The sequence below is a fragment of the Lysinibacillus piscis genome, assembly GCF_026012395.1.
Classification (GTDB): Bacteria; Bacillota; Bacilli; order Bacillales_A; family Planococcaceae; genus Lysinibacillus; species Lysinibacillus piscis.
This window is the reverse complement of sequence record NZ_BRZA01000001.1, coordinates 871,902-891,442: the sequence shown is the minus strand read 5'-3', so window position 1 is coordinate 891,442 and position 19,541 is coordinate 871,902. Positions and strand designations below refer to the sequence as shown.

The 19,541-nt window shown below is 38.5% G+C and carries 14 protein-coding genes and 1 pseudogene; 11 read left to right on the top strand and 4 right to left on the bottom strand.

Translation table 11 applies throughout. The features are described 5' to 3' along the window. Positions 1-313 precede the first annotated feature (313 nt). The 6 genes and pseudogenes from ltrA to OPF91_RS04410 all read left to right on the top strand — a co-directional run bounded on the left by ltrA (position 314) and on the right by OPF91_RS04410 (position 8,873). On the top strand, positions 314-2,128 hold the full coding sequence (gene ltrA, locus OPF91_RS04435) for a group II intron reverse transcriptase/maturase (RefSeq protein WP_264987476.1): 1,815 nt from the start codon (positions 314-316) through the stop codon (positions 2,126-2,128). Between the two features lie 112 nt (positions 2,129-2,240). Then, positions 2,241-4,577 (top strand): annotated as a pseudogene (addA, locus tag OPF91_RS04430) (helicase-exonuclease AddAB subunit AddA); the annotation flags it as partial. Between the two features lie 12 nt (positions 4,578-4,589). Continuing rightward, positions 4,590-5,738: a DUF418 domain-containing protein gene (locus tag OPF91_RS04425; RefSeq protein WP_264987474.1), complete on the top strand. Its 1,149-nt coding sequence runs from the start codon at positions 4,590-4,592 to the stop codon at positions 5,736-5,738. 81 nt (positions 5,739-5,819) lie between these two features. Then, entirely contained in the window at positions 5,820-6,722 is a 903-nt protein-coding gene (locus OPF91_RS04420; RefSeq protein WP_264987473.1) for a fumarylacetoacetate hydrolase family protein, read from the top strand. Positions 6,723-6,851: 129 nt separating this feature from the next. Beyond that, entirely contained in the window at positions 6,852-7,220 is a 369-nt protein-coding gene (locus OPF91_RS04415; RefSeq protein WP_264987472.1) for a YisL family protein, read from the top strand. Positions 7,221-7,409: 189 nt separating this feature from the next. Continuing rightward, positions 7,410-8,873, top strand: coding sequence for an alpha-amylase family glycosyl hydrolase (locus tag OPF91_RS04410; RefSeq protein ID WP_264987471.1), 1,464 nt, complete (start codon positions 7,410-7,412; stop codon positions 8,871-8,873). 2 nt (positions 8,874-8,875) lie between these two features. Here the strand turns inward: OPF91_RS04410 and OPF91_RS04405 are convergent, their stop codons facing one another. Continuing rightward, a complete protein-coding gene (locus tag OPF91_RS04405; RefSeq protein WP_264987470.1) occupies positions 8,876-9,736 on the bottom strand; it encodes a DegV family protein in 861 nt (286 codons plus the stop codon). An 11-nt stretch (positions 9,737-9,747) separates the two neighbouring features. Then, positions 9,748-10,560 (bottom strand): Cof-type HAD-IIB family hydrolase, encoded by an 813-nt coding sequence (locus OPF91_RS04400; RefSeq protein ID WP_264987877.1) that lies wholly within the window; start codon positions 10,558-10,560, stop codon positions 9,748-9,750. Between the two features lie 125 nt (positions 10,561-10,685). Here OPF91_RS04400 and OPF91_RS04395 point away from each other — a divergent pair, with 125 nt between their 5' ends. From OPF91_RS04395 to OPF91_RS04385, 3 genes are all read left to right on the top strand, one after another. Further along, entirely contained in the window at positions 10,686-11,435 is a 750-nt protein-coding gene (locus tag OPF91_RS04395) for a prolyl oligopeptidase family serine peptidase (protein ID WP_264987469.1), read from the top strand. Between the two features lie 54 nt (positions 11,436-11,489). Continuing rightward, positions 11,490-11,798: a metal-sulfur cluster assembly factor gene (locus tag OPF91_RS04390; RefSeq protein WP_264987468.1), complete on the top strand. Its 309-nt coding sequence runs from the start codon at positions 11,490-11,492 to the stop codon at positions 11,796-11,798. Between the two features lie 157 nt (positions 11,799-11,955). Further along, a complete protein-coding gene (locus OPF91_RS04385; protein WP_264987467.1) occupies positions 11,956-15,012 on the top strand; it encodes an NHL domain-containing protein in 3,057 nt (1,018 codons plus the stop codon). A gap of 49 nt (positions 15,013-15,061) precedes the next feature. Here OPF91_RS04385 and OPF91_RS04380 read toward each other — a convergent pair whose 3' ends face one another. Beyond that, positions 15,062-15,757, bottom strand: coding sequence for a Crp/Fnr family transcriptional regulator (locus tag OPF91_RS04380; RefSeq protein ID WP_264987466.1), 696 nt, complete (start codon positions 15,755-15,757; stop codon positions 15,062-15,064). Positions 15,758-15,941: 184 nt separating this feature from the next. Between OPF91_RS04380 and OPF91_RS04375 the strand changes: the two genes are divergently transcribed. Beyond that, positions 15,942-18,068 (top strand): ATP-dependent Clp protease ATP-binding subunit, encoded by a 2,127-nt coding sequence (locus OPF91_RS04375; protein WP_264987465.1) that lies wholly within the window; start codon positions 15,942-15,944, stop codon positions 18,066-18,068. 61 nt (positions 18,069-18,129) lie between these two features. On the opposite strand, the gene OPF91_RS04370 is transcribed toward OPF91_RS04375, so the two are convergent. Further along, on the bottom strand, positions 18,130-18,324 hold the full coding sequence (locus OPF91_RS04370; RefSeq protein WP_264987464.1) for a YjzD family protein: 195 nt from the start codon (positions 18,322-18,324) through the stop codon (positions 18,130-18,132). 275 nt (positions 18,325-18,599) lie between these two features. Here OPF91_RS04370 and OPF91_RS04365 point away from each other — a divergent pair, with 275 nt between their 5' ends. Beyond that, a complete protein-coding gene (locus OPF91_RS04365) occupies positions 18,600-19,538 on the top strand; it encodes a beta-ketoacyl-ACP synthase III (RefSeq protein WP_264987463.1) in 939 nt (312 codons plus the stop codon). The last annotated feature ends 3 nt before the right edge of the window (positions 19,539-19,541 follow it).

The following is a 19,541-nucleotide window of genomic DNA, read 5'->3' as shown; positions in this document are numbered from 1 at the left end:
AAATGGATGCGACTGAACATGGGAAAGTGTGCTAGAACGATGCATAATCCTAGTTTCTGATTTTAAAGAATAGACACACTTCAAGATTGAAGAAAAGGATGAATGTTCCTTCCGACAATGAATCGAGCCTGTATACAATATATTAAATGGGGATTACCTAAGTTGGAACGCCATTAGGCTATGTACAAAGGTACTGAATATCCAATATGGTAACGGAGCTCCCGTAGTAGTCCGAGACAGGGAAAGCCTATTACATGGCGAAGGGGAGCAGCTTATAACGTATAATACAATAAAGAAAGGAGCGAAATGCTCTATGCAAAATTCAGAAATTGTTTTATACAATCTATCGAAACAAGCAATGAAGGACGGATTTGAATTTGACCGTCTGTACAGACATTTATACAACGAAGATTTTTATATAAAAGCCTATACGAAGATATACAAAAATAAAGGTAGTGCAACAAAAGGTATCAACGAGGAAACGGCAGATGGATTTGGTGAAGAAAAGATTCAGTTAATAATTGAATCGCTAAAAGATGAAAGCTATCAACCAAAACCAGTACGTCGTATTCATATCCCAAAGAAAAATGGTGATACAAGACCACTTGGTATCCCTACATTTACAGACCGTTTAGTACAAGAAGTTTGTCGTATGATGTTAGAAGCAATTTATGAGCCGAAATTTTCAAATCACTCTCATGGCTTTAGACCTAAGAGAAGTTGTCACACAGCATTAGTTGAAATCAAAAAGACTTTTACGGGTGTAAACTGGTTCATTGAGGGCGATATAAAAGGATTTTTCGATAATATAAATCATCAAGTACTTATTACTATTTTGCGAAAAAGAATTAAAGACGAAAAATTTATTCGCCTTATGTGGAAATTCTTAAAAGCGGGATTCGTTGAAGATTGGCGATTCCAAAAAACGTATAGCGGAACTCCACAGGGGGGCATTATTAGCCCGCTACTTGCGAATATTTATTTAAATGAATTTGATGAGTATGTCGAAAAAGAATTAAAACCTTCATTTGATTTAGGTGAACCAAAAACGCGCAAACGAAATACTGAATATCGAAAATATGATATGCGTAACCAGCGTTTGCATAAAAAGATTAATGCGATAGAAGATGAAAATTTACGACAACAGATGATTGAAGAATATAAAGCGAATAAGAAAATACTTTTGAATTTGCCGTACTATGAACCAGGTGCTGAAACATATAAAGCAATGAAATATGTGCGTTATGCGGATGATTTTATTATCGGTATAAATGGTAGCAAAGATGATTGTGAACAAGTAAAACAAACAATGAAATACTTCTTGAAAGACCATTTACAACTCGAACTATCGGAAGAAAAAACATTCATTACACATAGTACAAAATTTGCAAAGTTTTTAAACTACGATATTTCGATTAGCCATGATTTAAGCGTAGCAAAAGACAAAAACGGTGTGAAAAAACGTAAATATAGAGGGTATGTACAGTTACGAATTCCTAAAGAAACGATTGAAAAAATAATTGTGAAAAATAAGATGGTCAAAAATATTGATGCGAAGCAATGGGATATGTTGCATCGACCGAGATTAGTTGGACTTTCTGCTTTAGAAATCATCGAAACATATAATGCCGAACTGCGAGGCCTGTATAATTATTATGCGCTAGCTGAAAATGTTAGCCAAAAAATGTGGCAACTGCGTTATGTAATGGAATATAGCTGTTTAAAAACCCTTGCTAATAAATATAAATCCTCAGTAGCAAAAATGAAGGTTAAGTTTAAACAAGGTAAGTATTGGGGAGTAAAGTACGAAACAAAGCAAGGTGAGAAAATAGCCTATTTCTATAAAGATGGTTTTGAAAAGAAAAAGGAAATCTACAAAATGGAGATTGACCAGCAACCAAACCTTTATGTATATCAAGGTAGAAATGATTTAGAAAAACGACTAAGTGCAAAACAATGCGAATTATGCGGAGACAATCATCCCGATACAAAATTTGAAATTCATCACATCAATAAAGTGAAGAATTTAAAAGGTAAAGAGTATTGGGAATGGACGATGCTTGCTAAGCAACGGAAAACACTTGTCGTATGTGATAAATGTCATAAAAAAATTCATAAACAAAGATAGATTTGTTATAAGTGGAGAGCCGTATACTCTGAGAGGAGTACGTGCGGTTCGGGGAGGGGTTCGTTGGAAACCTACTACAGAAATGTAGCAAGGCGCTAGGTTCCTACTCTACTATCGCTTCCGTTTAGCGGAGCCACAGCTATTTATGCGGAAATATGGGGAATTTCAAGAGCATCCTGAAGCGACAGGGATGCGCATTGATTTGAATGCCAATTTCCGTAGCCGTCCAGAGGTCTTGCAGGCAACTAACTATATTTTTGCACAAATTATGGGAGAACGTGTTGGGGAAATTGATTATGATGATAATGCAGCATTAAAGCCCGCAGCTCCTTACAATGACAAAGAAGTTCCTGTAGAGCTAGCGATTTTGTATACAGAGCAGGAAGATGATGAGGAAGTAAGTGAAATTTCAGAGGCAGAGGAGCTAAAAAAGTCGCAATATGAGGCACGTTTTATGATTGAACGTATCCAGCAGCTGATGCAGGAAGGGACAACGGTTTATGATAGTAAAACACAGACAGAGCGTCCTTTACAGTATCGAGATATTGTTATTTTAATGCGTTCTATGACATGGGCAGCAGATGTAGCAGAGGAATTTAAGCTAGCAGGCATTCCACTTTACACCGAATCTTCCAAAGGCTATTTTGATGCACTTGAAGTCATGGTGATGCTGAACGTTCTGAAAGTGGTGGACAACCCTTATCAAGATATTCCATTAGCTTCTGTATTACGTGCACCATTTGTCGGTTTAACAGAAAATGAGCTTGCAACCATTCGATTAGCCGATACAAAAGCACCATTTTATGATGCGTTAAAGCAGTTTATTCGTAGTGAAGGACAAAATGTGCAATCGGCTACATTTGAAAAGCTACAACGGTTTATGTTGGCATTTGAACAATGGCGAAATTTAGCAAGACGTGGTTCATTAGCAGATTTAATATGGAAAATTTACTTGGATACGCACTATTATGAAATGGTGGGAGCAATGCCAAATGGCAAACAGCGACAGGCGAATTTACGTATTTTACATGACCGTGCATTAATGTATGAAAAAACGGCTTATCGTGGTTTATTTCGCTTTTTACGTTTTATTGACCGTATGCGGACTCGTGGTGATGATTTAGGAACGGCTAAGTCAATTGGTGAAAAGGACGATGTTGTCAGATTGGTGACGATTCACTCCTCAAAAGGATTAGAATATCCTGTTGTCTTTGTAGCGGGAATGGGGCGACCATTTAATAAAATGGATTTCCATCAAGCTTATTTATTTGATCAAGATTTTGGCTTGGCTGTCAAAGCGATTGATCCTGAAAATCGTGTGATGTATACGTCATTGCCATTTTTAGCATTAAAGGAAAAGAAAGAGCTTGAAATGCGGGCAGAGGAAATGCGTGTTTTATATGTAGCAATGACAAGAGCGAAAGAAAAGCTGGTGTTAGTAGGTTCGGTGAAAAATTGGGAAAAAACACGTGAGCGTTGGCAAGAAGCTCAAAGCTTAGCAATAGATGCGCCGTTACAGGAATATTTGCGTGCAAGAGCTAATCATTATTTGGATTGGCTTGGTCCTGCTGTTGCTAGACATATCGACTTTAAACCAATGGCTACAACAGCCTATCAAGGTATAGAGGACGCATCACACTGGGCTATTCAAGCTATTGCGACAGCTCGTTATGATACGGCACAGATGGTAGAGGAAACCGTACAGCAAGCATTTGAAACGGTAGAAGATCAAGCGTTATTCACTGAACTTACAGCTCGTTTCCATACACAATATCCATACCAACAGGCTGTACAAAAGCATTCCAAAACATCTGTCAGTGAAATTAAACGTTTAGAGAACTTACAGCGTCAGGAAGAACCTGAATATTATTTTTCAGCGCAGCCACAAAAAGTGTCTGCTATTGCAACACGTCCATCTTTTTTACAAGATATACAGCTAACAGGTGCAGAAATAGGTACAGCTATGCATACAGTGATGCAGCATGTACCACAGCAGGGCTTCGATGCGCTAGAAGCTGCTCAACTATTTATTGAGCAATTAGTGAGTAAACAGCTTTTAACAGAAGCAGAGGGCAAGGCTGTATCAGCCACTAAAATCTTGACATTTTTTGCTTCACCGATTGGACAGCGCTTTGCAAGAGCACGACAAATACGCAGAGAAATGCCCTTTACAATTAGTCGGGTAGATGAGCACGGCGATGCGCAAATTGTACAGGGGATTATTGACTGTCTTTTTGAGGATGCACAAGGTGAATGGGTGCTGTTGGATTATAAAACAGACCGTATTCAACCACATTTTGCACAAGAGCCTGCATTGTCCAAAGAATTATTAGAGCGCTATGGCGTACAACTACGTATTTATAGTGAAGCAGTGGAGACTATTCTTCAAATAAAAGTCAGTGCAAAAGTGTTATATTTATTCGATGATGGGCAAGTTGTGGAAGCGTAAGGAGGAATTTATGTGAATGTTAGACCAACGATGCTACAGGAACGTATTACAACATTGGATATTTTACGTGGCATCAGCCTTTTTGGTATTTTATTAGTCAATATGTTTGCCTTTTATACACCATTGCCTTACATTGATTTGGCTACATGGTTTACAGTACCATCTGATATTGTGTGGCAACAAAATTTAGATATTTATGTACAGGGTAGCTTCTATCCGCTATTTTCGATGCTGTTTGGCTATGGATTGGCGATGCAATGGCAAAAAGCACAACAGCAAGGACAGCGTTTTTATGCAATAGGCTTCCGACGGCTAGCGGTGTTATTTGCATTTGGCTTATGCCATGCATTGCTCATTTGGTGGGGCGATATTTTAATGACCTATGCCTTCTGTGGCGTCTTTTTATTATTGCTTTTGCGTCTACGTCCAATCTGGCTATTGGTCATTGGTGTATTGATTAGTGGTTTGATACAAGGATTTATGCTATTGGTCATAGCTGTTAGCGATATTTCCATCAATGACTATTTAGATATTGTTGCAATCGAACAAGCTATTACTGCCTATGGTACGGGTACTTGGCTAGATGCCTTTACACAACGTTTAACCGATTTATCTGTTCAGCTAAATCCTGCAATGTGGATAGCTTCTTTATTTACAATCTTGCCTTATATGTTAATCGGTGCAGCCGCTTCAAAATGGCGCTTAGTGGAACGGGCGAAGGAGCTTAAATGGTTATGGCTCGTCTTGGCTATTAGTGGTCTTGCACTAGGCATTTTCTTGAAAAGTTTACCGATTGTTTCGACACGCACATATTTCTTAGATTATGTAAAGACGTATGTAGGGGGACCCATTTTATCCATTGGCTATGTTGGACTAATTGTGCTACTGTGTTTACTGCCAATTATCCCAACATTATTGCGGCCTTTTGCTAAAATTGGACGTATGTCAATGACGATGTATATTTTACAATCACTGATTGGTACATGTTTGTTTTATCATTTTGGCTTTGGCTGGTATGGCAAAGTGGGCGTATCAACAGGTGTATTGATTGCTATAGCGATTATTATCACGCAGATGGTCTTGGCTGAAATTTGGTTATCTAAATGGAAACAAGGGCCATTAGAAGCCATTTGGCGGAAATTCACGTATAAAGTAAATTAAAATAAGAATATTATCGTAAAAGTGAGACAATTTCGTCTATCTTGTTGTATGATGTAGAAAAAAGAAGGAGCTCTGAATATCATGAAAATTTTATCATTCAAATTAGGTGGCCATGTAAGCTTTGGTCCAAAAGTAAAAAAAGAAGAAGCAGTATGGGATGTACTCGCTATTCAAAATGAACTTCAAGTTCTCCCTTCTTTTTCAAATTCAATTGTAGATGGTATTGCATTAGGTTTTGATTTTGTGGAACAAATTCGTAAATTAGTGGAAGCAGCAAAAGCATCTGAAAATCCAGAGAATTTTAAACGTGAATTTACAGCAATCGAATGGTTATCACCAATTCCACGTACACCAAAAAATATTATGTGTGTAGGGAAAAATTATGATGAACATGCAAAAGAAATGGGTGCAGAAGCAGCACCAACAGATTTAATAATCTTTACGAAATCACCAACAGCTATTGCAGCAGATGGTCAAGTTATCTCGATTCATGCGGAACTGTCAGAAAAAATGGATTATGAAGGCGAATTAGCAGTAGTCATTGGAAAACGTGGAAAAAACATACCGAAAAATTTAGCGTATGATTATGTGTTTGGTTACACAATTGCCAACGATATTACAGCACGTGATTTACAAGAGAAGCATAAACAATTTTTCTTGGGCAAAAGCTTAGATGGAACTTGCCCACTTGGACCATATCTTGTGACGAAGGATGAAATTCCAAATCCACAAGAATTGACGGTCGTTACAAAGGTTAATGATGTGATTCGTCAAAATGGCTCAACAAAAGATATGCTATTTTCAGTAGAATCATTAGTGTCTACTTTATCGCAGCATGTTACATTAGAGCCAGGTGATGTTATTTTAACAGGTACACCAGCAGGGGTTGGTAAAGGCATGAACCCACCACAGTTTTTAAAGGCTGGCGATACAGTGAAAGTATCGATTCAAGGTATTGGTACATTAGTGAACACATTTGAATAGTCTATTTAATCCGTGTGAGTTTTAACAGCTCCACGGATTTTTTACTAGTGATAGAGGTTAATAAATTTGAATCACTTTCTTTCTCATGATAGGATAGAGCTTGATAGAAAAAAATGAGGTGGGGCACATATGGATTTTTTAACGAGTAGTACACATTTGCATATTACGACATGGGTAGTAGCAATTGTTATTTTTTTAATTGCCGCTTTATCTGGTAAGCAATCAAAAGGCTTACATATGGCATTACGTTTATTTTACATTTTAATCATTATCACAGGCGTTGCTTTATTTATCAAAGGCATGGATTTTGGTCAAGGTATGCTCTATGGCTTTAAATTTTTAGGCGGCATTTTCGTGATTGGTATGATGGAAATGGTCTTAGTACGCCAGAAGAAAAATAAACCAACAGGCATGTTTTGGATTTTATTCGCTATTTTCTTATTCATTACATTGTTCTTAGGTTTCAAACTACCAATGGGTATGAATTTTTTAGCGTAAACTAAAAACAATAGGAAAGCCAGTAAGAAAACGAGTGAATGTTTTCTTACTGGTCTTTTTTATTGAATTAGCATAATGGCTTGACACTTTTTTGTCGTAATTCATCTCGCATTTTCGGAAAATCGATGGAAAGGATAGCGACGCTCCTATGTTATTTGGTAAAATGACGATGAAAGAGAGGGAATACATGTGAAGTTGAAAAAATGGATAAGCACCGTAGCGGTAACTTGTTTACTTGCAAGTGCAGTACCAGTGGCACATGCTGATGAACAGTCTACTACAAAGATAGTAGATTCCAGCATTTATGATTTACTCGTTGACCGTTATTTTAATGGGTCGGGTGCAAACGATTTTGATACAAATACAAAGGATCCAAAGGAATTTGCAGGTGGAGATTTTGTAGGCTTACAAAATAAAGTAAAATTTATTGGGGACATGGGTTATTCCATTGTGTCCATTGGGTCGATTTTTGCGACGGAAAAATATGATGGCTCTATGCCAACAAGCTATACAGCACTGGAAAGACATTTCGGTACAGATAAAGAGCTACAACAGGTGATTACAGCCTATAAAGAACAAAAGATGGCTATTATGGTTGACTTCCCATTAAATAATGTGAGCTCGAATCATGAATGGGCACAGGACCAAGCGAAGCAAAGCTGGATTGCTAGCACGAAAAATGGACAAGTGCAGTGGGATTTTACCAATCCAGAGGTACAAGCGGCATTATTAGCGGCTGTAACTGATTTTGTGAAAACATATCCTGTTGGTGGCGTGCGTTTAACACAAATTGAAGGTATTGATACGGCATTTATAAATACGATGATTGAGGCATTGAAAACGGTGAATCCATCATTATATATTATTTCAAATGTGGATAGTGATGCGAATTTTGATGCAACGGTTTCCACTGCAACAGCAGCCATTTATCAGCAAATATTTAAAAATGTTGATGAAGATTCATCTCAATTGATGGCACCTTTTGCAACAGCGCAACCGACGCAAATTATGATTGATTCGTTGGATACGCATCGTTTTACATTTGATTCTGCTTCTGAAAATATGTTTCCTCCAACACGCTTAAAAGTCGCATTGGGTGCATTGTTTATGATGCCAGGTATCCCAATTGTGCAGTATGGAACAGAGATTGCTATGAATGGTGAACAAAAGCCAGATACACACCAGCTATACAATTTTAAAACAGATACTGAGCTGATTGACTATATCAAAAATGTACAAACATTACGTAATCAGTCAGACACATTGCGTAACGGTAAGTTTGAAGTGATTACCAATGACAATGGTTTACTTGTATTTACACGTACATCAGATAAAGAAAAATGGGTTATTATGGTGAATAATACAAGTAAAACCCAACGTGTGGATTTCACACCTGAGCAACTTGGTGAAAAGAAAATGCTGAACGGTATTTTACAGCAAGAAAAAGTGCGTTTAAATGAGAAAAATGTCTACCCTGTTATTTTAAATCGAGAATTAGTAGAAATATATCAAGTAAGAGATGATGAAGGGTTTAATATACCTTATATGATTGCACTAGCATTAGTATGGGTAATTTTTATCGGCTTTGTAGTCATTATTATGAAGCGTGGTAAAGAACGACGTAGAGAAGAAGATGCAAAAAATCCGCTTTAATTTTAGCGGATTTTTTGTGGATTGATGAAAAAGATGGCGATGGTCCCTGGTCCAACATGTGAACCAATGGCAGAGCCAATCATTGTCATTTGTATAGCTTGTGGTGAAAATCGTTGGGCAATCGCTTCCTTTGCTTCTGTCGCAAAGGCTATATCATCACTGTGGCTAATACCGACAATTTTATCGGCAAATGAGCCACCACGTTCTTGCATTAATTCTAAAATGCGAGCAAGTGCCTTTTTTCGTCCACGTGACTTTTCAATCGGTACGAGCTTACCATCCTCTACATGTAAAATCGGTTTAATGCTCAGTAAGCCTCCAAGAAAGGCACTGGCTTTCGATACACGTCCACCTTTAGCAAGATAATCTAAGTCCTCTACCGTAAATAAATGCTCCATACTGTCAGCAAATGCTTGAATTTTTGTAGCCATCTCTTCTAAGGAAATGCCTCCTAAATGGCGTAAACGCACCGCTTCCTCTACAACAAGACCTTGTCCTAATGAAGCACATTTAGAGTCGATGATTGTGAGCTTTAATGCTGGATATTGCTCCAGCACTTGGTTGCGAATCATAAGAGCGGTATTATATGTGCCTGATAGCTCAGATGAAAAAGCAATATAAATACCTTCTTCATCCTGCTTTGCCAGCTCTTCGAATTGCTGTAAAAATAGTTCAGGTGAGACTTGGGACGTCTTAGGACGAATGTTTTGGCGAATGGCATTGTAAATTTCTTTCGAATCAATTGACAGTACATCATCATATTCCTGATCGTTTAAATGTACACGCAATGGTAAAAGTATAACATCATTGTCGTGGTAATAAGATTTTGGTAAATCACAGCCACTATCTGTGAAAATTTTCATGAATGCCCCTCCTATTCCTTTAATGATAAACGTTCTATTAATAGATTAGCGATACCATCTTCATTATTCGTTGCAGTCACTTCATTGGCAATGTTTTTTAATGCAGGGATCCCATTGCCCATAGCGACACCGATACCAGCATACTCAATCATTTCTAAATCGTTATCCTCATCACCGAAAGCAATAATACGCTCACGTGGAATGCCTAAATCTTTAGCAACATGTGCGAGACCGACTGCTTTATTTAGCCCCTTACGTACAATTTCGATAATATGGAATGGTGCTCCCCAACGACGGTGTTCCAATACCTCTGCATGAACAGCCTGTAAATGGTCACGAATAATAGTAGAATTGGCCTCGTTTGCTTGAATTAATAAGCTCGTTGGATTTTCAAATAAATTTAAGGATAAATCACCAAGTGTAATTTTCGGGTTGCCCATATGGAACATATCAAAAATAGCGTCATTTTCTACATGTACATAAATATCGTCTTTTACTTCTGCAATAATGTTGTCATATTCATAGGCATTAACCGAGCCAATCACATCATGCACAACATTCAAATCAATCGGTGTGTGCATGGTTTGCCATGCAGCATTTTTCGGATGATGCACGTAAGCACCATTAAAATTAATAATAGGTGTTGTTAAGTTTAGTTCATGGTAGTAAATATCACTTGCACGATAAGGACGACCAGTAGCAATCATTACCTGATGCCCATATTCTTTCGCCTGCAATAATATTTTTTTCGTTTTCGCTGAAATTTGTTGTTGGTCTGTTAATAATGTGCCATCTAAATCTAAAACAATTAAATGTGGTTTCATCATGTATTACCCCTTCCTATAGTAAAAATAGTATCGTGTTGTCACTGATTCGTCAAAATTTTGTCATGGATAAAAAAGTTTGTTAGGATAAAAATGATAGGAAGAAGTTATTAGGAGTGACAAAAATGCTTGTTGAACAAAAACGATGGGGAAACATCCCACTATTACATGTATATTCTAATGATATGGATGACCATGCTCCAACTGTTATTTTTTTACATGGTTTTATGAGTGCAAAGGAGCATAACCTTCATTATGCGTATCAGCTTGTTCAAAAAGGAGTACGTGTTATATTGCCAGATGCGAAATGGCATGGGGAGCGTAGTGAGAACTTTAAAGAAGCACAAATGAATGTACGTTTTTGGGAAATCGTGCTTCAATCGATTCATGAAGTAGGGCTGTTAGCTAAAGCACTTCAGGATCACTATACACCACAGGGTATTGGGGTTGCAGGGACATCAATGGGCGGTATTGTGACAGCAGGGTGCATTAAACGCTATGATTGGCTTCAAACAGCGGCAATTTGTATGGGGGCACCAAGCTTTGTTCAACTAGCGGCTTACCAGCTCCAGCAATTTGCAGAAAAAGGTATTGATTTTCATATGTCTGCACAAGAAATTGCACAAACAAATGAGCTACTAGCACAATATGATGTGGCGTTCACACCTGAAAAATTTGCTAATCGTGCCGTGTTCTTCTGGCATGGTAAATTAGATAAGACGGTTCCATTTGCGGACACCTATCATTTTTATGAACAATTACAGCAACGCAATGAAGGTGAGCTACAATTTATGGTGGATGAAAATACTGGGCATGCGGTATCTAGAGAAGGAATGCTTGCGGCGACGGATTGGCTTGCGCAACATTTGGCATAGGAGCATACATCTGCTATGATGAAACTAATATGGTGGTGAAAGGAGAAATACAAAATGGATCAAGATATGAAAGACAGCATGTTTAGTGCGTTAGAAAATGTAATTGACCCTGAACTTGGTATTGATATTATCAACTTAGGTTTAGTATATGATGTAGAGTTAGATGAAGAAGGGGCTGCGACAGTGACGATGACCTTAACATCAATGGGTTGTCCAATGGGGCCTGTTATTGTGGACCAAGTAAACACAGCGTTAAGTGAGTTACCAGAGGTGAAAAGCACAAATGTCAATATTGTGTGGAATCCACCATGGTCTAAAGATAGAATGTCACGCTATGCAAAAATGGCTTTAGGCGTACGATAAACAATAAGGGGAAGTTGTTCATTTGATGTGAACAACTTCTCTTTTTTTATAAAAGTAAATAAAAGGGTGTTAAGAAATTTTAACATTTGTTTAGGCTAACTTTTATTATAATTAGGTTACATAAAGCGTTATTGATATGTAGAAAGGGGAGCATAAGATGAGCAAAAAATATCAGTATATATTCATTGTTATGATATTACTAGTAAGCATAGTTGGACCTCAATATCATTCAGCAAATGCAGAGGAAGTTGGCATTATTACAACGATAGCTGGTGATGGAACATTAGGAATTGGTGGGGATGGAGGGCCTGCAACAAGTGCCCCGTTAACGAGTCCTTTTCAGGTAGCAGTAGATAGTGTAGGAAATATATATATAGCTGAAGCAGGGAATCACCGAATCCGCAAAGTAGACACAGGAGGAAATATAAGTACAATAGCAGGAACTGGAGCAATGGGGAATGGTGGTGATGGTATAACAGCAACAGGTACTCAGCTAAATATTCCTTCTGGGGTGGCAGTAGATAACGCAGGAAATATATATATAGCAGATACGGGGAATCACCGAATCCGCAAAGTGGGCATAGGAGGAACTATCACTACAATAGCAGGAACGGGAATACAAGGAAATGCTGGAGATGAAGGACCAGCAACAAGTGCCCAGTTGAATATGCCTCAAAATGTAGTAGTAGATAATATAGGAAATGTATATATAGCAGATATGGGAAATCACCGAATCCGCAAAGTAGATACAGGAGGAACAATCACCACAATAGCTGGAATGGGAATACCAGGGAGTGCTGGAGATGAAGGAGCTGCAACCGATGCTCAATTAATGAATCCCCAAGGAATAACGGTAGACAGTGCAGGAAATGTGTATATTGCGGATACAGGGAATCACCGAATCCGTAAAGTAGACACAGGAGGAACTATCACTACAATAGCAGGAACGGGAATACCAGGAAGTACTGGGGATGAAGGAGCTGCGACAAGTGCTCAGTTGAGTATGCCTTCTGGAGTAGCGATAGATAGTGCAGGAAATGTGTATATCTCGGATGCAATAGATCAACGAATTCGCAAAGTAGACACAGGAGGAATTATTACCACAATAGCTGGAACGGGAATACCAGGAAGTACTGGAGATGGAGGAGCTGCGACAAGTGCTCAGTTGAGCCTGCCTATGGGAGTAGCAGTAGATAGTATCGGAAATATATATATAACAGATTTAGGTAATTCAAAAATTCGAAAGGTAACAATGACTACAGTAACTACAGTACCAGATGCGCCAACTAATGTGACAGCGGTAGCAGGAGATGGGCAAGCAACTGTAGGCTTCACAGTACCAACGAATGATGGTGGAAGTATCATTACAGGATATAAAGTAAAGGTATATGTAAATGACAATGAGCAGCCTACATTAGAAACAACAGGTACGACAAATTCCATTATAGTGTCAGGTTTAACCAATGGTACGGCATATACCTTTACAGTTGTTGCGATAAATGACAAAGGGGATAGCATGGAATCAATGGCATCAGATGCGGTGACACCAAATCCAGCCCCATTGACAGATGAGCAAGCTGTGGCACAAGCAGCTCTTGCACTAGAGATTGGCTATGCTACAGGGGATAGTGCAGCAATAGTAACACAACCACTAACATTGCCAACAACAGGTATTGAGCAAACAAACATTAGTTGGTCATCTAGTCAACAGCTAATTGTGAAGCCCAATGGTGAGGTGACAAGACCACTTGTGGGTGATAGCATGGTGACGTTAACAGCAACGATTACTAAAGGCAGTGCAACCAAAACAAAATCATTTACGGTCACAGTAAAAGGAGTGAATGTACCACCTGTTCCAGAGATAACACCACCATTTACGAGTGAAGGTTCATCTACTGGTAGTACAATGAATCCAACAAGTGAACAATTTGTGGTGAATGTACAATCTGGTGATGGGAAGGATATATCCAAAACCATCATTAACCGTACAACGAATACAGATGGCACAGTACAAGATCGTGTGACATTAACAGCGCAAAGTACCACAGAAGCTTTACGGAAGTTACAAGAAAATAACATAAATACAATGCGTATCATGTTACCAACAGATACAGTCAATCGTGTGCAACAGACAGATATTGTGGTAGTACAACCAGCATTAACCTTATTAAAAGCAGGACAAGTACATTTAGAAATTGTAGCAGATGGAGCCAAAATAGCGATTCCGCAAAATTCATTACAATCATTTGAACAGGAGCTTTATTTCCGTGTTGTACCAGTAAAAGCACAGACAACACAGCAACAGCTAGAAGAACGTGCGAAAGCAGAGACAAGTGTACAACAATTCACAAACAATGCCACAATCACATTGTTAGGTCAACCAATGACAATCGAAACGAATATGCAAAATCGCCCTGTGACCCTAACATTGCCATTACCACAAAATGTAACACAGGAACAGTTGAATAATTTAGCGGTGTATATTGAGCATAGTGACGGCACGAAAGAGGTTGTGCGTGGCAAAGTGGTTGATTTCAAAGCAGGTATACGAGGTATTGAGTTTGAGGTAACAAAATTCTCGACATTCTCGATTCTGTACGCGCCAGTGAAACAAGAACAGCCGAAAGAGGAAGTGGTGGTAGAGGAACAAATCTCTACGCCATACATTAAAGGTTATGCAGATGGCACATTCCGTCCAGAGGCATCGGTCACACGAGCACAAATGGCAAGTATGCTAGCACGTTACTTAACGGATAATGAGATTCCAGAGATAACAGCGACATTCATAGATACAGCAACACATGATGTCAAAGATGCGATTGAATTTGTGAAGGAAGTAGGGTTATTCAAAGGCACAACAGCGACGACCTTCAATCCAAATGGCTCGATCACACGAGCACAAATGGCAACAGTAGTAGCCCGTTGGTTAGCGGAAAATGGTGAAGTAGCTAACTCGCAAGCGAAAGTATTTAAGGATGTCAAAGGTAACTACTGGGCAGCTGAAGCCATTGCTACAGTAAGTGCACAAGGGATTATGACAGGTACAAGCACGACAACGTTCAATCCAGAGGGCTATTTAACAAGAGCGCAGGCAGTAAAAGTATTAAATCGCCTATTTGAACGCCAAGTGACAGCAATAGAACAAACGCCACTCTTCACAGATGTGCCAAGCAACCACTGGGCATTTGATGAAATTCAAGCGGCAGCACAATAAAAGATAGAAAAGTAGGGCTGATGAGAAATGTTATATTTCTCATCAGCCCTTAATCTATGCGACATATTTGCAGTGGACAATTTTCACAAGCAATTTCATCTTTCAAAAACTGTAGATTATGAATGGTAATATAGCCTTTGTCGAATGATAAAATCCCATGCTTTTTGAGATCATTCAACATCCGATTAATCATTTCTCGACTTGTTGCACATAAATTGGCGATTTCTGTATTTGTGAGTGGGGAGTTGATATAAATAGAGCCATTTTCTAATGGCTGCCCATATGTATTAGATAATCGAATTAATGTGGAAAATAATGCTCCTTTTTTGCCATGCAAAATTAAATCACGCAGGCGGCTTTGATGCTTTAAATTTTCAGTTTGTAGCCATTGCATATAAGTCACCATTAAATGTGGTTGCTCGGTTAATAATGACTCTAATGTTTGACGACTGAGCACATATAAAGTAGATGGTTCTAATACGCTCGCTGTGACGGAATTATAAGTTAAACTACAGAATAAGGAGCCTTCACCAATAATGCTTTGTGGACCACAAATACGAATCGTTAGTTCTTTGCCATCCTCTGTTTCTTTGCTAATCGAAATTTTACCAGATTGTATATAATAGATTTCCTTTGAGCGTTCTCCCTCTAGGAAGATTTTATTGTCTTTATTTACTTTAATAAAAACACCATGTTGCTGAAAAAGTTGGTGTAGGTTTTCTTGTACATTATCAGTAAAACCCATCATAAACACCTCGCTTTCTCTATTAGTACTAAAAATATAGTGTATATGTTAAAAAGTATGCTTTTATTATAGCGTAAAACACTGTTTAATTGGAAAAATTATTAGAGTCTTTTGTTTTGCTTATATTATTCATTTGTTGTAAAATAAAGTTAGTCAAAAATGGTCAAACAAAGGAGTGTTGTATATGCAGTTTCAACAAACAGATAATCAAAAACCATTAGAGCAATTTGGACGTAATTTAATTGAAGAAGTGAAAAATGGAAAAATGGACCCTGTTATTGGGCGGGATGAAGAAATTCGCAATGTAGTGCGTATTTTAACGCGTAAAACAAAAAATAATCCTGTACTAATCGGAGAGCCTGGTGTAGGGAAAACAGCCATCGTTGAAGGATTGGCACAGCGTATTGTGAAAGGCGATGTACCAGAGGGCTTAAAGGATTGTGTGCTGTATGAGCTAGATATGAGTGCCTTAATTGCAGGTGCGAGCTATCGAGGACAATTTGAAGAGCGTTTAAAAGGTGTATTAAAAGAAGTAAAAGAATCACAAGGACGTATTATTTTATTTATTGATGAAATCCATACAATTGTTGGGGCTGGTAAAACAGACGGTGCGATGGATGCGGGCAATATGTTAAAGCCAATGCTTGCACGTGGTGAGCTCCATTGTATTGGTGCAACAACATTAGATGAATATCGGATGTATATTGAAAAAGATCCTGCTTTAGAACGTCGCTTCCAGCAGGTACTTGTACGTGAGCCATCTACTGAGGATACGGTGTCCATTTTACGTGGCTTAAAGGAACGCTTTGAATTACATCATGCAGTGCGTATTCATGACCGTGCCATCGTAGCGGCAGCAGAGCTTTCCAACCGCTATATTACAGAGCGTTTTTTACCTGATAAAGCGATTGATTTAATCGATGAAGCATGTGCAATGATTCGAACAGAAATTGATTCGATGCCACAGGAATTAGATATGGTACAACGACGTATGACACAGTTAAAAATTGAAGAACAGGCATTGCGTAAGGAAAAAGACGAAGCAAGTAAAAAACGTCTTGAACAATTACGTGACGAGCTAGCAAAGCTGGAAACATCGTCAGAAGGTATGCGCAAACAATGGCAAACAGAAAAAGAAACATTGCAAAGTATTCAAAATAAGCGTGAAGCATTGGATAAATATCGCCGTGAAGCAGAGGAAGCACAGGAGCGAGGCAACTTGAATAAAACAGCCGAGCTACAATATAGTAAAATTCCAGCATTAGAGCGTGAAATTGCTCAGCTAGAGGAACAAATGAAGGCAACGACAGAGCATCGTATTTTACGTGAAGAAGTAACGGAGGATGAAATTGCATCGATTGTCTCTCGTTGGACAGGCATTCCTGTTACAAAATTAGTGGAGGGGGAGCGTGAAAAATTATTACGTTTAAAGGATACGCTACATGAACGTGTAGTTGGACAAGATACAGCTGTTCAGCTTGTAACAGAGGCGGTATGGCGTGCACGAGCAGGCATTAAAGACCCGCATCGTCCAATTGGTAGCTTTTTATTTTTAGGACCAACTGGTGTAGGGAAAACAGAGCTAGCAAAGGCATTAGCAGCACAGTTATTCGACTCAGAAGAGCATTTTATTCGCATTGATATGAGTGAGTATATGGAAAAACATAGTGTCTCTCGTCTTGTTGGTGCACCTCCAGGCTATGTTGGCTATGAGGAAGGTGGTCAATTAACAGAGGCTGTTCGTCGTAATCCATATGCAGTTGTGCTATTAGATGAAATTGAAAAAGCACATCCAGATGTAGCAAATATTTTATTGCAAATTTTAGATGATGGGCGTATTACAGATAGTCAAGGGCGTATGGTGAATTTCACAAATACAGTGGTTATCTTAACATCCAATATTGGCTCCAGCTATTTAATGGAGGCACAGGAGGACGATGACGCTGTGGAAGAATTAGTGATGGCTGCATTACGTCAGCATTTTAAACCAGAGCTATTGAATCGTATGGATGATATTATTTTATTCCATGCTTTATCTGACGCACATTTCACATCCATTGCATGGAAATATGTCGAGCAGCTTGTGAAACGTGTAGCAGAACAAGAAATTACATTAGTAGTAGAGCCAGCAGTAATTGACTGGGTAGTAGAGCAAGGAGCAGATGCTCAATTTGGCGCACGGCCATTAAAACGCTTTGTACAGCGACATCTTGAAACAGCTGTTGCAAAGGAATTATTACGAGGTGATGTGTTACCAGGAGAAACATTGCATGTGCGCTTACGTGATGGTCAATGTGTTGTGGAGAAATAATGATAAGCCAGTAGAAAAAAACCTGTTTCGCATGTGAGCGGAACAGGTTTTTTACGTTCAATTAATGATGTTCTGATGCTTCTGGTGTTGGATCGTTTGGAATAATCGCTCCAATAACGAAAATCAAAATAGCGAATACAACAGAAGTAATGGCGCCTGTTTGGAAATCAAAATCTACACCAAGCACAGAGCTTACTACATAGTTCAACATTGATACTAGTAGAAATGACCATATGAATGTTACGATATATTGCATTAATTTCACCTCAACCGTACTTTGTTTGTTGCATATAAGTTTTACTACATATCCATTATCATATCATAACACATGTCAAAAAAAAATAATGCTTTTTTATGAAACATGGCGAATTTGTCACAAACATCAAAATGGTGCTATCTCCGCATAATAACGTCCAATTTTAACCTGAATAATGATGAAATATATTTCTCATCTTGCACCATTCTAACATTATGAGTTATAATTATGACCAGTTACTAATAATTGATAGTAAGAAAGCAGGGGATTACTGTATGAATGCTGGTATTATAGGAATTGGCAAATATGTTCCTGAGAAAGTTGTGACGAATTTTGACTTAGAAAAAATCATGGATACTTCAGATGAATGGATTCGTACACGAACAGGAATTGAAGAACGACATTTTGCCGCAGATGATGAAAATACTTCAGATTTAGCAGTAGCTGCTGCAAAAGAGGCTATTGCAAATGCAGGTATTACACCAGAAGAAATTGGTTTAATTTTAGTAGCAACTGTTACACCTGATCAAACATTTCCAAGTGTAGCATGTATGGTGCAAGAGCAAATTGGTGCAGTCAATGCGGCAGCAATGGATCAAGCAGCAGCATGCGCAGGATTTATGTATAGCCTAGTGACAGCTAAGCAATTTGTAGAAGCCAATGCCTATAAATATGTGTTGGTCATTGGTGTTGAAAAGCTGACAAAAATTATGGATATGGAAGATCGAAATACGGCGGTATTATTTGGCGATGGGGCAAGTGCTGCTGTTATTGGCGCTGTATCGGAAGGGCGAGGCATTGTCTCGTTTGAGCTTGGCGCAGATGGAACAGGTGGTAAACATCTTTACTTGACGCAACAAGATGTTATTGCGATGAACGGTCGTGAAGTATTCAAATTTGCAGTACGTCAAATGGGTGAATCGGCTGTAAGTGTTTTAGAAAAAGCAGGACTCACAAAAGAAGATGTGGATTTCTTAGTACCACATCAAGCGAATATTCGTATTATTGAATCAGCACGTGAGCGTTTAGCATTACCAGAGGAAAAGGTGTCAAAGACTATTCACAAATATGGGAATACGTCGGCAGCTTCTATCGGTATTTCACTTGTTGATGAATTGGAAGCTGGAAAAATTAAAGATGATGATATAATAGTGCTTGTTGGTTTTGGTGGTGGTTTGACTTGGGGAGCCATCGCTATGAAATGGGGCAAATAATAA

Coding starts and splice junctions, on each gene's coding strand:
- OPF91_RS04390 (WP_264987468.1), top strand. CDS start 11,490: ATGGATCAAGATATGAAAGACAGCATGTTTAGTGCGTTAGAAAATGTA.
- OPF91_RS04395 (WP_264987469.1), top strand. CDS start 10,686: ATGCTTGTTGAACAAAAACGATGGGGAAACATCCCACTATTACATGTA.
- OPF91_RS04365 (WP_264987463.1), top strand. CDS start 18,600: ATGAATGCTGGTATTATAGGAATTGGCAAATATGTTCCTGAGAAAGTT.
- OPF91_RS04415 (WP_264987472.1), top strand. CDS start 6,852: ATGGATTTTTTAACGAGTAGTACACATTTGCATATTACGACATGGGTA.
- OPF91_RS04385 (WP_264987467.1), top strand. CDS start 11,956: ATGAGCAAAAAATATCAGTATATATTCATTGTTATGATATTACTAGTA.
- OPF91_RS04400 (WP_264987877.1), bottom strand. CDS start 10,560: ATGAAACCACATTTAATTGTTTTAGATTTAGATGGCACATTATTAACA.
- ltrA (WP_264987476.1), top strand. CDS start 314: ATGCAAAATTCAGAAATTGTTTTATACAATCTATCGAAACAAGCAATG.
- OPF91_RS04375 (WP_264987465.1), top strand. CDS start 15,942: ATGCAGTTTCAACAAACAGATAATCAAAAACCATTAGAGCAATTTGGA.
- OPF91_RS04420 (WP_264987473.1), top strand. CDS start 5,820: ATGAAAATTTTATCATTCAAATTAGGTGGCCATGTAAGCTTTGGTCCA.
- OPF91_RS04405 (WP_264987470.1), bottom strand. CDS start 9,736: ATGAAAATTTTCACAGATAGTGGCTGTGATTTACCAAAATCTTATTAC.
- OPF91_RS04370 (WP_264987464.1), bottom strand. CDS start 18,324: ATGCAATATATCGTAACATTCATATGGTCATTTCTACTAGTATCAATG.
- OPF91_RS04380 (WP_264987466.1), bottom strand. CDS start 15,757: ATGGGTTTTACTGATAATGTACAAGAAAACCTACACCAACTTTTTCAG.